Here is a 14,774-nt window from a genome sequence, read left to right on the forward strand (position 1 = left end):
AGAGCTGCACCAATTTCAGTGATCGGCGAGTGCGAGGTCCCGTAGCGGCGAGGTCACCGCCCGCCCCGCGGATGCGTCGAGCACGCCGGGTCGGTCCCAATCGCCCTCGGGCCGAATGATCACATAGGGATCGCTGTCCAGCGTGATGGCGTCCGGCCCCGGCTCGATCTCCAGCAGCATCTCGGTGTAGGAGAAATCCGAGAAGGTGATCTTGCGGTTGTGACCGAGCGGCTTGGCGCCGAAATGAGCCCAGAAATCGACCAGCCGGTCCTGCGCCTGGCCGTAGATCTTGCGAAAGCCCTTGCGCTTCACATAGTCGACGCTCGCCTGCACCAGCTTGAACGAGACGCGCGAGCGCCGATATTGATGACGCACCGCGAGCCGCTCCACCTTGGCGAAATCACCGAAGAAGCGTACCCGCAGGCAACCCGCAGGCTCGTTGCCGACGTAGCCGATGAAGTGCGCTGCGACCATGTCGTTGCCGTCGAACTCCTCGTCGAACGGACAATCCTGCTCGGCGAGATAGACCGCCGCGCGAATGGCGGTGACCAGCATGAGGTCGTTGGGATCGCGCGCGAGGCGAATGGTGATGGCGCGGGAGTCGGGCTTGGCGAGGGGAATCCTAGTGCCGTGCATCTGCAAAACTCCTTGTTTGGATGATCGCGCCCGGCATCCGCATCGGCTGCCGATGCCAGGGCCGCTCGTAACACCAGAGATCGGGCTGGAAGCTCGGGACGGGGTCGAATCCCGTCGCCTTCATGATGTCGCGTCCGGCCACGGTTGACGGCTGCGCATAGCAATCCGCGCCGCGAAACCTTACCTGACGGAGATGAGCCGCGGCCTTGCCGAGACCGGCGATACCGCGGCCCGTCGCCGCGATCGCCCAGATGTAGATCGCTGCAACGTCTTCCTTCGCGGAAGCGAGATAGCGCGTCTCGGGTGCGGTCAGGCAGATCTCGTCGAGCAGCAGCGCATCATGTCCGCGGTCGTTGAGGAACAAGAAGGCCATGCCGCCGACCAGATTGCCCTTGCGACTGAACGTCAGGATGCTCTGAGGATCGAACGTGAAATATCGCGCAAGCTCTGCCGTTCCGATCTGCACACCCGGTACCAGCCGGTGCGCCATGTCAGAAAGCGCAGCAATTTCGGAAGATTGCGCACATCGTACATCGACGTCCGGACTGAGCGGCAATGCATCGAAATCATGCCTTGCGGCAAAGGAGCCCCTTTCCATACTCATGTCACCCCTCTATCGTTCGAGGATTTAGTGCCCCGCTATGACGATGACCTTAGCGGTTGGGGATCTGGCGTATGCAGCAGTTATTGCACCGGGGTGCTGCTTTGATGCAGCACCGTGAAGAAGCCCTGGACGCGTCCTGGGACGATTTGAAACTCTTTTTAGCGTGCGCAAAATATAAAAGTTTCCGCAACGCGGCCGAAGAACTCGGCCTCACCTCCACCACGCTGATGCGCAGGATCGACCGGCTCGAAGAGAGCATCGACTGCAAGCTGTTCCTGCGCGACCAGAGCGGACTGACGCTCAGCGATGAAGGCGCTGCGATGATCGCCGACGTCGCGCATATGGAGCGTCATGCCTTCAACGTCTTCCGGCGTGCCTCGCGATCGTCGAACGACACGTCAGGCACCGTGCGCGTCGCGGTGACGGAAGGCCCCGGCAATTTCTGGATCCTGCCGCGGCTGATCGATTTCCAGAAGACCTATCGCAAGATCACCGTCGATCTGCGCTGCGCGATGGAGCAGGCCGACGTCGCCCGGCTTGAATCCGACATCGCGATCCAGCTCGAGCCGCCGACCAATCCCGACCTGATCGTCGCCAAGCTCGGCCGCCTGCACATCTATCCCTTCGTCTCCAGGGAATACGAGAGCCTCTACGGCGTGCCGGCGTCCCTCGCCGAGTTGAAGAACCATCGCATCATCAAGCAGAGCGCGCCGCAGGTCGACGACGGCGCCTACGCGCGCGTGCTTGGACTGAAGTCGCTCGAGGGCATCGTCGGGATCAAGACCAACTCCTCGGTCGGCGTGCTCTATGCGGTGGAGCGCGGCGCCGGCATCGGCTTCCTGCCGACCGTGTCGATCGCGCTCGGCGCACCGCTCGTTGCCGTCGATCTGGGCGTCAGCCACCACGCCGATCTCTGGCTCACCTATCACAAGGAATTCCGCAACTCCGAGCGCCACAAGATCGTGGTCGACTGGCTGAAGAAGATCTTCGATGCCAAGACCTATCCCTGCTTCCGCGACGAGTTCATCCATCCGAATGCGCTGGTGCCAATGATGACGGCCGCGCGCGAGGGCTTTGGGCTAACGGGTTATGTCGCGGCAACGCCGACGTAGACGCAGGGCGCGCTTCGCCCTCACCATCTGTATTCGAAGCCAACCGTGCCCTGATGCGACGTCAGCTCGTTGCGGAACTTGCCGTCATAGTTGACGTAGAGCCGCGCGACGCTGGTGAGGCTGAGCGAGGCCGAGGCGCCGGCATCCATGCCGTAACGGCTCTCCCCGATGCCGGGAACGACAATGCTCTGGGTTCCCAGGCTGACCTGCACCGATCCCAGGTTCTGGTAGAAATTGTCGACGAACTTGCCGTAGGCCGACAGGTCCAGGATCTTCTGGTCGTAGATGAAGTAGCGCCCGATCTCCGCGCCGATCATCACGCGTGCGCGAGAGAGTGCCGTGGAGCCGACGTTCAATGGATCGAGCCCTCCAGCCTCCTGGAACGCAGCGCTGGTGGCGCGCACATATTCGAGCGCGCCCTTGGGTACGACGCGCATCTGGTCCTGGGTCCAGTAGTAGCTGATCTCGGTCAGGCCACCGTCGATCGCAGCACGATAACCCGCGGTCGCAAGACCAACGCCGGTGTCCCTGCTGGAACGGACCTTGCCGAAACCGTGCACCACCGCGAATGCCCAGGTCCACGGTCCCTTGTCGACCGAGCCGTTGAAACCGATTTGCGTCAGGTCGAGCGTCGCCGACTGCAGCGCCAGCGGCACGTCGATGTCGGTATGGCTCTGGTCGACGGAGAAGCCGAGGTTGACGCCCGGCGCGACCCGCGCGCCGAAGCCGGCGACGCCGCCAAAGGTCTTGCGCTTGTCGCCGACGAAGTCGCCCTGCGCGTCGGTCCGGACCGAGATGCCATAGCCTTCGAACCAGGTGCGGTAGAGCGGATCCTCCGTGCTCGCCGAGGCGCCGCCCCCACCGGGATTGTTGCGCGATGCACGGTTGACGCCGCTAGAGGCCTGGTTGCCGAGCCGCTCCAGGAAATTGGAGCCAAGATTGAGCGCACTGTTGCCGGCCGACTGGTCGTAATTGGTCGCGGTCGGCATGGGGGTCGGTGACGCCGTGGGTGTCGGGGTCGGGGTCGGCGTGGGCGTCGGACTCTGCGCGAAGGCTGATGTCGCCGACATCGTCACGACGAGTCCAAGCGCCATGACGAGCGCAGCCGCGATCCGGCGGACACGGCCCAGCCCGACCGTCTGCCGTGTCCCGGAGAGCTGCAAGGCGCAGCGCATGACGACTAATCCCGAAGCAAAGTGGCGGAGCGCAAAAATGCAACACGAACGGCGCGCGCTTGCGGCGATTTGTGCCGAACTGCCACGCAGGGTCAACCGGTTGGCGCGCTGGAGCGGGGCTATTGCCTCGATTGTGGTTCCCTTGCCACAGGTCGCAAATTGCAGAGGGCGACAGCCGCCGCGATCTTGAAAGCCGTGCGCCGCTTGCTAACGCGCGAATTTCATGTTGCAATATTGGACACAATCGGAATTGGCCGCTCGGCTGTGCGTTTCGCGACATTGAGACTCGAACAGACTTCCGGAAGCCCGTTTGTGGCGTGGCACGCGAAACTGCGGCCGCGTCTTTTTTGTATCTAGTGGAGGAGATGAGCGATGCCGCAAAAGGGCACCGTCAAATGGTTCAACCCGACCAAGGGCTATGGGTTCATCAAGCCGAACGGCAGCGATAAGGACGTGTTCGTCCATATCTCGGCCGTCGAGCGTGCCGGACTCTCGACCCTTAATGAGAACCAGGTGGTTGAATACGACCTCGTGGAGAACCGCGGCAAAGCATCCGCGGAGAACCTCAAGGTCTCCTGATTTCTCTCAAAGCTTAGCGCGAGAGATCATGACGATGCCCCCGGCTCTGCCGGGGGATTTTGTTTGCGAAGACGAAACACGGCGCGACGGTGCTTCAGCGCACCACCGGCGATACCAGGAAATTCTCCGAGGGCCCGCTTCCGTCCGTCCTGCACACATCGCCCTCGATCCGGACCTTGCCGGTCGCAAGCAGCCGCAGCGCTTCGGGATAGATGCGATGCTCCACCTCGAGAATGCGCTCCGACAGCGTAGCGCCCGTGTCGTGGTCGCTGACGGGGACCGCACCCTGCATCACGATCGGGCCGGCATCGGTCTCAGGGATGACAAAGTGCACTGTCGCGCCAGACAGTTTGACGCCGGCGCGCAAAGCCTGACCGTGCGGGTCCAAACCCGGGAATAACGGCAGCAGCGACGGATGGATGTTGAGCATCCGCCCGTACCAGGCCTTGGTGAACTCGGCCGTGAACAGGCGCATGAAGCCACCGAGACAGATCAGCTCGATGCCGTGCTGGTCGAGCGCGGCCTGCAGCAGCTTTTCGAAGCCGGCGCGGTCCTTGCCGAACGGCTTGCTCTCGATCACCAGCGTGTTGACGCCGCTCGCCTTGGCGCGTTCGAGCCCCAGAGCGTCGGCCTTGTTGGAGATGACGAGCGAGATTTCCGCCGGAAACTCCGCCGCAGCAGCGGCCCTGATCAGCGCGGACATGTTGGAGCCGCGGCCGGAGATCAGGATGGCGACGCGGCGCTTCATCACAGCGCCAGTCATCACAGCGCCAGGTCGAGGTGGCCGTTGTAGACGACGCGGTGCTCGCCCTCGGCCGGAATCACGGTACCGAGCTGCGCCACCGTCTCACCGGCATCGCTGAAGACCTGGACGACCTGATCGACCTTGTCGGGCTCGACGATCGCGATCATGCCGATGCCGCAGTTGAAGGTGCGCAGCATTTCGAGCTCGGCGATACCGGCTTGGGCGGCCAGCCATTTGAACACCGGCAGCACCGGCAGGCGCGCCAGATCGATGCCGACGCCAAGATGGCTCGGCAGCACGCGCGGAATGTTGTCGGTGAAACCGCCGCCGGTGATGTGGGCAAGCCCCTTCACCGCGCCGGTCTCGCGGATCGCACGCAGGCAGGATTTGACGTAGAGCCGCGTCGGCGTCAGCAGCGCGCCGCCGAGCGTCATGACCGGCGCGAACGGGGCCGGCGCCTCAAAGCTGAGGCCGGACTGCTCGACGATCTTGCGCACCAGCGAGAAGCCGTTGGAGTGCACGCCGGACGAGGCAAGGCCAATCACGGCATCCCCCGCGGCGATGTCCTTGCGCGGCAACAAGGTACCGCGCTCGGCGGCGCCGACGGCAAAGCCGCCGAGGTCGTAGTCGCCGTCCTTGTAGAGGCCGGGCATCTCGGCGGTCTCGCCCCCGATCAGGGCGCAGCCGGATTCGCGGCAGCCTTCGGCGACACCGGCGACGATCGAGGCGGTCGCCTCCGGGTCGAGCTTGCCGCAGGCGAAATAGTCGAGGAAGAACAACGGCTCGGCGCCCTGCACCACGAGGTCGTTGACGCTCATGGCGACGAGGTCGATGCCGATCCCGCCATGCAGGCCGGTCTCGATCGCGATCTTGACCTTGGTGCCGACGCCGTCGGTCGCGGCGACCAGGACGGGGTCCTTGAAACCGGCCGCTTTGAGGTCGAACAAGCCGCCGAAGCCGCCTATCTCGGCGTCGGCGCCGGGCCGCGCGGTGGCGCGCACCATCGGCTTGATCAGATCGACCAGGCGGTTGCCCGCGTCGATATCGACGCCTGAATCGGCGTAAGTGAGGCCGTTTTTGCGGTCGGTCATGCCCGATTTCCAGTGGGTTTGCGGCTGGTTACGTCGAATTCCGGGGACGCGCAATGGCAAGCGTGGCGCCCCGCCCTATACTATGTAGATATCAACCGGTTCAGCCCTCAAACGGGCCGGATTCGAGGTCAGGCCGGGTGCCAGGAAGCGCCGCGTGAGTATTCCGAATATCATTACCCTGGGCCGCATCATGCTGGTCCCAATCATCGTCTGGGCCATCGTGTCGAGCCAAATGGAGGTTGCGTTCGCCGTCTTCCTCATTGCCGGCGTGAGCGACGCGGTCGACGGCTTCCTCGCCAAGCGCTTCAACATGACGAGCGAGCTCGGCGCCCTGCTCGACCCGCTCGCGGACAAGGCGCTGCTGGTCTCGATCTATCTGGCACTGGGGATCTGGGGCGACATCCCGCGCTGGATCGTGATCCTGGTGGTGTCGCGCGACATCATGATCGTCGCCGCCGTGATCGTGTCCTGGCTGTTCGACAAGCCGGTCGAGATGAAGCCGTCGAAGGTGTCGAAGCTCAACACCGCCGCCCAGGTGGCCTATGCGGCGCTGGTGCTGGCCTCCCTGGCCTTCGGCTTCAAACCGGCGCCCTATGATATGATCCTGATGGGCCTCGTCACGGTCTTCACGCTCTCTTCCGTGTCGCTCTATCTCGTCGAGTGGCTGCGGCACATGAGCACGATCGAGGCCAAGTAGCACCATCGAGGCCAAATGAGCCGGGATGCGGCCCCGCAAAAGGCCAACTCCCGCTCGATGACGTCGAATCTCTTCAAACGAAGCCGGCGTGCCGGCACGGAGCACAGCAAGCGTGGCAGGCCGCGTTCACCCCCGACAATTGGCATTCTCGCTTCCGCACGCGGAGAGCCTCAGCCGGGATAATTTCCTCGAAGGCCCCGCCAACGAAGCCGGTCTTGCCCTCATCGATGCCTGGCCTGAATGGCCGAACCGGATCATGTGGCTGGCCGGCCCGGAAGGAAGCGGCAAGAGCCATCTCGCCGCGATCTGGGCCGAGGATTCCGGCGCCCGCTCGACCACAGCCAATGGGCTGACCGCCGAAAACGTCCCGGGCGCGCTCGCCACCGGCGCGCTGGTTGTTGAGGATATCAAGGCAAAAGAGTTCGACGAGCGGGCCCTGTTTCATCTGATGAACCTCGCCCGCGAGGATGGAGCCTACCTGCTCTTCACCGGCCGCGAGGTACCGGCGTCGCTCGAGATCGAGCTGCGCGATCTGCGCTCGCGGCTGCGCGCGGTTCCTGTGATCTCGCTGCTGCCGCCCGACGACCAGCTCTTCCGCGGCCTGATCGTCAAGTTCTGCGCCGACCGCCAGCTCACCGTGGATGAGAGCGTGGTCAGCTACCTCGCCACCCGCCTGGAGCGGTCCTCGGCGGCCGCACGGGAGGCCGTGCAGTTGCTCGACAGCGAGGCCCTGCGCCTCGGTCGCCCCGTCACACGGGCGCTGGCCGCCGAGCTGCTTCGGGACGCCTGACCCTTCCACCCTGGCTCCAAGGCCGCTTGACGCGACGCAGCGGCGGAACATCAATGTCATCGAAATGAATACGCCGATAATGTCGCAGCCCGAAGACGGTGGAACCATACTTTGGGGGCGCTTGCGAGTTACTCTATAGGCAATGTCATCGAAACGTCATCGGACTAACACATGCTCCCGCCGGTTTTGCGCATAAGTCGCAAATTGGGGCGAACTGGATGGATCGACTTCTGATGGACTCTGCGCAAGCTGTTGAAATTAAAGAAAAAGCCCCGGAGACCGAGGGCCTGCCGGCGATTGCCTCAAGTCCCGAGCGCTTCATCAATCGCGAGCTCTCCTGGCTGCATTTCAACCGCCGCGTCCTGGAGGAAGCGGTCAATCCCAGCCACCCCATGCTGGAGCGGGTGCGATTCCTGTCGATTTCAGCGAACAACCTCGACGAATTCTTCATGGTCCGCGTCGCCGGCATCAAGGCCCAGATCCGCGAGGGCATCGCCGAGCGCAGCCCCGACGGCCTGACGCCGTCCGAGCAGCTCGCGCTGATCAACCGCACCGTCTCGCAGCTTGCCTCTGACCAGCAGGCGATCTGGCGCGACCTGCGCGGCACGCTGGCCGACGTCGGCATCGTGCTGGTCGACGGCAAGGACGTCACCAAGGCGGAACGGACCTGGATCGAGGACTACTTCCTCAACAACGTGTTCCCGCTGCTGACCCCGCTCGCGATCGACCCTGCCCACCCCTTCCCGTTCATTCCGAGCCTCGGCTTCACCATCGCGCTCCAGCTCACGCGCGCCGCCGACGGCAAGCAGATGAACGCTCTGATCCGCATGCCCGGCAAGATCGACCGCTTCATCCGATTGCCGGCCGAGGGCAAGGTCGTCCGGCTGATCTCGCTCGAGCAGGCGACCGGGCTGTTCATCAACCGCCTGTTCCCCGGCTACAATCTCCACGGCCAGGGCGCCTTCCGCATCATCCGCGACTCCGAGCTCGAAATCGAGGAAGAGGCCGAAGACCTTGTCCGCCTGTTCGAGACCGCGCTGAAGCGCCGCCGCCGCGGGTCGGTGATCCGGCTCGAGATCGACGGCAAGATGCCGGAGGAGCTGCGCAGCTTCGTGCAGCATGCGCTGTCGGCCGCCGACGACGAGGTCTTCCTGGTCGACGGCGTGCTCGCCATGAACGAGCTCTCGCAGCTCACCCGCCTCGACCGGCCCGATCTCGAATTCACCCCTTACGTACCGCGCCATCCCGAGCGCGTGCGCGAGCATGGCGGCGACATCTTTGCCGCGATCCGGCAGAAGGACCTCGTCGTCCATCATCCCTACGAATCCTTCGACGTGGTGGTGCAGTTCCTGCAGCAGGCCGCCCGCGATCCCGATGTCGTCGCGATCAAGCAGACGCTCTACCGCACCTCCAACAATTCGCCGATCGTGCGCACGCTGGCGGAAGCCGCCGAAGCCGGCAAGTCCGTCACCGCGCTGATCGAATTGAAGGCGCGCTTCGACGAGGAGGCCAACATCCGCTGGGCCCGCGACCTCGAACGTGCCGGCGTGCAGGTCGTCTACGGCTTCCTCGAACTGAAGACGCACGCGAAGCTCTCGATGGTGGTGCGCCGCGAGGGCGGCGGCCTCACCACTTATGTCCACACCGGCACCGGCAATTATCACCCCGTCACCGCACGTATCTACACCGACCTCTCCTACTTCACCTCCGATCCGACCATCGGCCGCGACGCGGCGCGCGTGTTCAACTTCATCACCGGTTATGCCGCGCCGAGCGATCTGGAAAAGATGGCGGTGTCGCCGCTGACGTTGCGCAAGCGCATCATCGAGCACATCCAAGGCGAGACCGCGCATGCGCGGCATGGCCGCCCCGGCGCGGTCTGGATGAAGATGAATGCGCTGGTCGACCCCGACATCATCGACGCGCTCTACGAGGCCTCGCAAGCCGGCGTCCAGGTCGAGCTCGTCGTGCGCGGCATCTGCTGCCTCAGGCCCGGCATTCCAGGCCTGTCGGAGAACATCCGCGTCAAGTCGATCATCGGGCGCTTCCTGGAACACGGCCGAATCTACTGCTTCGGCATGGGCCAGGGCCTGCCGAGCGCGAAAGCGGCTGTGTATATCTCCTCGGCCGACATGATGCCACGCAACCTCGACCGCCGCGTCGAGGTGCTGTGTCCGCTGCAAAATCCCACGGTGCATCAGCAGGTTCTCGAACAGATCATGGTCGCGAATCTGAAGGACAATGAGCAGAGCTGGCAATTGTTGCCGGACGGGTCCTCGACGCGTATGAAGACCGCGAAGGGCGAGGAGCCTTTCAACGTCCACAACTACTTCATGACAAATCCGAGTCTATCTGGCCGTGGAAAGTCGCTCAAGGAATCCTCGCCGCGCCGTCTCACGCGCCGTAATGAACGTCATCATTCTTGATCCGGGATCGAGGACGTGAAGCGGCCGCGTAAGCGCGGCTCGAGCGTCGCGGTCATCGATATCGGTTCCAACTCGGTCCGTCTCGTCGTCTACGAGGGACTGACGCGGAGCCTCATTCCGATCTTCAACGAGAAGACGCTGTGCGGCCTCGGGCGCGAGGTGCAGAGCACGGGCCTGCTTGCGCCCGATGCCGTCGACAAGGCGCTGACCTCGCTGAAGCGGTTCCGGGCCCTGTGCCGCGTCATGCAGGTCGGTCGCGTGTTTGCGATTGCGACCGCAGCCTGCCGCGACGCCTCCAACGGCCCCGACTTCATCGCGAAGGCCGAGCGCATCTGCGCCGTGAAGATCGAAATCCTGTCGGGCCCGCGCGAGGCACGGCTGTCGGCGCTCGGCGTGATTTCCGGCATCCACCATCCCGACGGCATCGTCGGCGATCTCGGCGGCGGCTCGCTTGAGCTGATCGACGTGCGCAAGAACAGCGTGCGCAGCGGCGTGACGCTGCCGCTCGGTGGCCTCGCGCTCCAGGACCTCGCGCACAAATCGCTCAAGCGCGCCGACCGTATCGTGCGCGAGGAGCTCGACGAGGTGCCGCAGCTCACCGCCGGCCGCGGCCGCACCTTCTACGCCGTCGGCGGCACTTGGCGCGCGCTTGCGCGCATCCACATCATCCAGAGCGGCTATCCGCTCCAGGTGATGCACGGTTACTCCATTTCCGCAGCTGAAGCGCTCGACTTTTCGCGTCGGCTTCGCCGGCTTGCGGCCGCCGACATGCTGGCCGACATCGAGATCGTCGCGGATGCCAGGCGCCCGCTCCTCACCTATGCGGCGCTGGTGCTCGAGCACATCATCCGCGTGGCGAAACCCAAGTCCATCGTGTTCTCGACCTTCGGCGTGCGCGAGGGCCTCTTGCACGAGAAGCTGTCGGAATCCGAGCGCAACAAGGACGGGCTGATCTGCGCCGCGGAAGAGCTCAATCAGCTGCTGTCGCGTTCGGCAAAGCACGCCCGCGAGCTGATCGCCTGGACCGACCGCCTCGCGCGCGTGGTGAAGCTGCGCGAGACCGAGGAGGACCGCCGCTTGCGCCACACCGCGTGCCTGCTCTCCGACATCGGCTGGCGCGTGCATCCCGACCATCGCGGCGAGCAGACGCTGAGCCTGGTCGTCAACGGCAATTTCGGCGCAATCACCCATACCGAGCGCGCCTTCGTCGGCCTGTCCGTGTTCTACCGCTATGCGGGCCTGAGCGAGGAGAACCAGCCGCCGGTGACCATGCAGGAGTTGCTGACACCGGCCCAGCTCGAACGCGCCCGTCTGCTGGGCGCGGCGTTCCGCGTCGCCCATCTGATCTCGGCGGCACGCCCGGGTGTGCTGCCGGCCACGCATTTCCGCAGCCAGGGCCGCAATCTGATGCTGGTGTTCGAGCACCGGCTCGTCGACCTTGTCGCCGACCGCGTCGGCAGCCGCTTCCGCGCCCTCGCCCGCCTGATCGGCCGCTCCGGCTCGATCGTGCGACGCTAGAGCATGATCCGGAAAAGTGCGCAGCGGTTTTCCGAAAGATCATGCTCAAACAACAACCTAAAGCGCGATAACGATTCATTCCAATCTCGTCGCGCATTAGACCAGCTGGCCGGTCCTGATCCTTCCCGGACGCTTCTTGAGCCACATGATCCCGCCGCTGATGAACAGGGCGAGAGGTGCGAAGCCGGTTGCGAACACGAACAGGCGCCCGATCAGCCCGAACGTCGCGCCGTTATGGATCCAGAGCTGTTCGGCCAGATAGCGATCCCCCATCGACATCGCGGCCGAAGTGCGATCGTGCACCACTGCGCCACTCCATGGATCGAGCCAGATCGCCCCCCGGGCACGTACCGCGGGATCGGCACCCGCGGCCCGCAACTGCACCCGCCACGTGTTGCGCGTTTCGGTGGGCGGGCTCAGCATGGCAACCGCCATGCCCGGCTTGGCCGCTTGCGCGCTCCGCATGATCGCGTCGGGTGATAGCGGCGGTGTCCCCGTCGGGGGCGGCGCTTCGATCCGCGGCGACGGATCGGCTGTCGGTTGCGACACAAGGCCAACGATGGGACGCACGACGTCGGGAAAAATGATCCCGACGCCGGTCATCGAGATCACCGTGAGCGCGAGCAGCGCCCAAAAGCCGGCCGTGCCGTGGACGTCGAAAACAAATCGAAGCAGCGAAACGTCCTTCCGGACCGACACCGATCGCCAGAATCGACCCGGCCTCGGCCACCACAAGATGACGCCTGACATGGCCAGGCCGAGCAGCATGAACCCGACAACGCCGACCAGCTCTTTGCCCCACCACTCGTAGAGCAGCAGCGTGTAGTGCAGACGATAAACCTTAAGGGAGAACGCGTTGACGTAGTCACGCCGCCCGAGCACCTTCCCGTTCGAAGGATCGACCACGGTCGTCCAGCGATTCGGGTAGCGGCCTTTCGCAGTTTCATGCGCATGTATCACGACCCAGACCGGCCAGGTCCGATCCGGCGCGAGGATCGTGGCTATCGGCGCGGGATCCGCTGCCGCGGCCGCGCGCATCACCTCGCTCAACGTAGCCTCTCGTTCCCGACCGGCGGGAGTGTAAAGCGCCGGGTTCAGGGCGGCGTCGATTTCCCGATAGAAGACGATGAAGCTTCCCGTGAGGCCGATCAGCACCACGACGATGCCGCCGAGCAATCCGAGCCATCGATGAAACCACAGAAGCCCGCGCCGTGCGCGTCCGGTGAGGTTCGGGGCCGGCAACATCGCCGTTGCACGCGTCAAAGCCGACCCGCCTCAGAAATCCGTCGACATCGACAATAGCAGGGTTCGCGGGACACCTTGCGACAATGCGGAGAAGCTCGCCACGCCAGCCCAGTAATTGGTATCGAACACGTTCTGAACCAGGGCCCGCAGCGTCACCGGCCGGTTGTTGATCCGCGTGTTGTAGCGGGCACCCAGGTCGAGCCTCGTCCAGGCCGGAACGACCTGCGTGTTCGCCGCATCCAGATATTGGTGTCCCGTATAGATGGTGTTTGCGACCAACGTCAGTCCGGGTGCGAACGGCGTGTCCCATTCGGCGGACAGGTTTGCCTGCACCTGAGGCACACCGATCGGCGTCTTGCCGAGATTGGTTGGCGTGCTTGTCTTTGTCAGCTCTGCATCGATCAACGTCACGCCGCCAAGGACTCGTATGCCCGGCTGCACCTCTCCGAATACGGTGAACTCCAGGCCGCGATTGCGCTGTTCGGCGTCGGCCCGGAAGATCTTGTCGACACCCAATTGTCCCGACGGCTTGGTGATCTGGAACACGCTGATCGTGGTGGCCAGCATTCCGAAGTCGACCTTGACGCCTGCCTCGTGCTGCTTGCTGAAGTAAGGCGCAAGAACTTCCCCCTGATTGCTCGCGGTCGTCGGTGCGACGTCGCCCTTGCTGAGCCCTTCGATGTAGTTGGTGTAGAGCGAAACGTTACTCCAGGGCTTGACGACGAGGCCGACCATCGGCGTGAGCGCCGTCTGGTTATAGGAGGACGTGACCGCTCCCGTGGTGGTATTGAAGTTGTTGGACTTCACCCCCTGCTGGCGCACGCCGACGGTCAGCTGAAGGCGCTCCTGAAAAACCGACAAAGTGTCAGCTAGCGCCAGGCCGGTCAGTTCGGTATCCGAAAGCTTCGGAACAGTCGCGGGAGCAGCAACGAGCTGCTCAGGACGGGCGATCGGCGCATAGATGTTGGACAGAACCGGCGTCCCGGACACAGAGCCCCGTGAGATCTGATCCGTGTAGTAGCTGCCCTGGAAACTCACGGCGTGACTGATCGCGCCGGTCTCAAACCGGGCGCGCACACCGGCGTCGGCGACATTCCGGTCGATATCGAATTTGAAGCGTCCCGGTATCGACGTGGTGTTGCCGGCCGCGTTCAGGATCGTCGGCGTGCCGAACAAGCGATCGACCTGGGTCCTGCCGCCACCGCCGTCGGCGAACACCGTCACGGATTCCGTCACATCGTATTCGGCGCGCGCCAGCAGCGAGTTGTCATGAACCTTGGCCCATTCCCAGGCCTGCGTGACATTGCGCCTCCCGACCGGCGCGGTCGGGACAGCTACACCTGTTGCGACCAGAAACGGTCTCGTGGGCGCGTCGAACTTTTCTTCCTGATCGATGAAGTCGAGCGAAGCTCTGAATTTCTCACCGCGATAATCGAATGCCGCGGCGCCGACATGGGCCTCCCGGTTCTGGTTGTCCAGCGGCGTATCACCATTGTGATAGCTGCCATTGACGCGAATTCCGAATTCGCGGTTCTCGCCGAACCGTCGGCTGACGTCGAGATGCGTGCCGAACTGGCTGTTCGTCGCGTAGTCGGTCGTAACCCGTGTGAGATCGACATCAGAGGCACGCTTCGGGACGATATTGATGGTGCCCCCGACGCTGCTGTTCGGGGCCATCCCGTAAAGTAGCGCCGTCGGGCCCTTGATGATCTCGATCCGTTCGACATAGTCGGTGAAGACACGGTAGTTCGGCGCAACACCGTAGACACCGTTGAAGGCAATTTCTCCGACATTCCCCTCGCCGATCGGAAAGCCGCGGATGAAGAAGGAGTCGAGAATGCCGCCGGTCTGACCGGTGAAACGGACCGAAGGGTCGTTGCTGACGACGTCGGCTATCGTGCTGGCCTGCTGATCTTCGATCTTCTTCGCCGTGTAACTGGTGATGTTGAACGGCGTGTCCATGAAATCCCTGTTGCCCAGCAAGCCGATCTGGCCTCCGCGGGCGACCTGCCGACCTGGGTAGGAGGGCGGGAGTGCGCCGGGCCTTGCGGCAGCGGGCTTCGCTTCCGCCTGCATCCTGGCCCGCTCATTCGCGGGCGCGCTTTGACGGCCCGCCCTTCGACTTGGGTTCAAACGCGGGCGTGCACGCTGCTTCG

The 14,774-nt window shown here is 64.1% G+C and carries 13 protein-coding genes; 6 read left to right on the plus strand and 7 right to left on the minus strand.

Translation table 11 applies throughout. The features are described from left to right. Nucleotides 1-15: 15 nt before the first annotated feature. Nucleotides 16-636, minus strand: coding sequence for a GNAT family N-acetyltransferase (locus tag AB7290_RS24280; protein ID WP_063983664.1), 621 nt, complete (start codon nucleotides 634-636; stop codon nucleotides 16-18). Then, nucleotides 623-1,240, minus strand: coding sequence for a hypothetical protein (locus AB7290_RS24285; RefSeq protein ID WP_063983665.1), 618 nt, complete (start codon nucleotides 1,238-1,240; stop codon nucleotides 623-625). Before AB7290_RS24285 ends, AB7290_RS24280 begins: the two co-directional genes overlap by 14 nt. Nucleotides 1,241-1,311: 71 nt before the next feature. On the opposite strand from AB7290_RS24285, the gene AB7290_RS24290 reads away from it, so the two are divergent. Next, the gene (locus AB7290_RS24290) at nucleotides 1,312-2,352 is read left to right on the plus strand and encodes a LysR family transcriptional regulator (RefSeq protein ID WP_028147769.1); all 1,041 of its coding nucleotides are present in this window, start codon (nucleotides 1,312-1,314) and stop codon (nucleotides 2,350-2,352) included. A gap of 20 nt (nucleotides 2,353-2,372) precedes the next feature. On the opposite strand, the gene AB7290_RS24295 is transcribed toward AB7290_RS24290, so the two are convergent. After that, nucleotides 2,373-3,527 carry an autotransporter outer membrane beta-barrel domain-containing protein gene (locus tag AB7290_RS24295; protein ID WP_085402876.1) on the minus strand — a complete coding sequence of 385 codons (1,155 nt, stop codon included), beginning with the start codon at nucleotides 3,525-3,527 and terminating at the stop codon, nucleotides 2,373-2,375. 372 nt (nucleotides 3,528-3,899) lie between these two features. On the opposite strand from AB7290_RS24295, the gene AB7290_RS24300 reads away from it, so the two are divergent. Continuing rightward, on the plus strand, nucleotides 3,900-4,106 hold the full coding sequence (locus tag AB7290_RS24300) for a cold-shock protein (protein WP_007591938.1): 207 nt from the start codon (nucleotides 3,900-3,902) through the stop codon (nucleotides 4,104-4,106). A gap of 94 nt (nucleotides 4,107-4,200) precedes the next feature. Here the strand turns inward: AB7290_RS24300 and purN are convergent, their stop codons facing one another. Together purN and purM are read right to left on the minus strand one after the other, a co-directional pair. Next, nucleotides 4,201-4,854: a phosphoribosylglycinamide formyltransferase gene (gene purN, locus AB7290_RS24305; protein WP_085402909.1), complete on the minus strand. Its 654-nt coding sequence runs from the start codon at nucleotides 4,852-4,854 to the stop codon at nucleotides 4,201-4,203. A 14-nt stretch (nucleotides 4,855-4,868) separates the two neighbouring features. After that, complete coding sequence (gene purM, locus AB7290_RS24310) at nucleotides 4,869-5,942, minus strand: phosphoribosylformylglycinamidine cyclo-ligase (RefSeq protein WP_085402875.1); 1,074 nt, start codon at nucleotides 5,940-5,942, stop codon at nucleotides 4,869-4,871. A 154-nt stretch (nucleotides 5,943-6,096) separates the two neighbouring features. On the opposite strand from purM, the gene AB7290_RS24315 reads away from it, so the two are divergent. From AB7290_RS24315 to ppx, 4 genes are all read left to right on the plus strand, one after another. After that, nucleotides 6,097-6,639, plus strand: a complete 543-nt coding sequence (locus AB7290_RS24315; RefSeq protein ID WP_063983669.1) for a CDP-alcohol phosphatidyltransferase family protein — start codon at nucleotides 6,097-6,099, stop codon at nucleotides 6,637-6,639. 112 nt (nucleotides 6,640-6,751) lie between these two features. Further along, a complete protein-coding gene (locus AB7290_RS24320) occupies nucleotides 6,752-7,429 on the plus strand; it encodes a DnaA ATPase domain-containing protein (RefSeq protein WP_071914608.1) in 678 nt (225 codons plus the stop codon). A gap of 233 nt (nucleotides 7,430-7,662) precedes the next feature. Continuing rightward, nucleotides 7,663-9,855: an RNA degradosome polyphosphate kinase gene (locus AB7290_RS24325; RefSeq protein WP_085402874.1), complete on the plus strand. Its 2,193-nt coding sequence runs from the start codon at nucleotides 7,663-7,665 to the stop codon at nucleotides 9,853-9,855. 15 nt (nucleotides 9,856-9,870) lie between these two features. Beyond that, on the plus strand, nucleotides 9,871-11,373 hold the full coding sequence (ppx, locus tag AB7290_RS24330; protein WP_041957841.1) for an exopolyphosphatase: 1,503 nt from the start codon (nucleotides 9,871-9,873) through the stop codon (nucleotides 11,371-11,373). 96 nt (nucleotides 11,374-11,469) lie between these two features. On the opposite strand, the gene AB7290_RS24335 is transcribed toward ppx, so the two are convergent. Both AB7290_RS24335 and AB7290_RS24340 read right to left on the minus strand, forming a co-directional pair. Then, the gene (locus AB7290_RS24335) at nucleotides 11,470-12,636 is read right to left on the minus strand and encodes a PepSY-associated TM helix domain-containing protein (protein ID WP_085402873.1); all 1,167 of its coding nucleotides are present in this window, start codon (nucleotides 12,634-12,636) and stop codon (nucleotides 11,470-11,472) included. A gap of 12 nt (nucleotides 12,637-12,648) precedes the next feature. Next, on the minus strand, nucleotides 12,649-14,694 hold the full coding sequence (locus AB7290_RS24340) for a TonB-dependent receptor (protein ID WP_085402907.1): 2,046 nt from the start codon (nucleotides 14,692-14,694) through the stop codon (nucleotides 12,649-12,651). Nucleotides 14,695-14,774: the final 80 nt, after the last annotated feature.

The sequence above is a fragment of the Bradyrhizobium sp. 613_E4_N2_2 genome (assembly GCF_052075995.1).
GTDB lineage: Bacteria > Pseudomonadota > Alphaproteobacteria > Rhizobiales > Xanthobacteraceae > Bradyrhizobium > Bradyrhizobium barranii.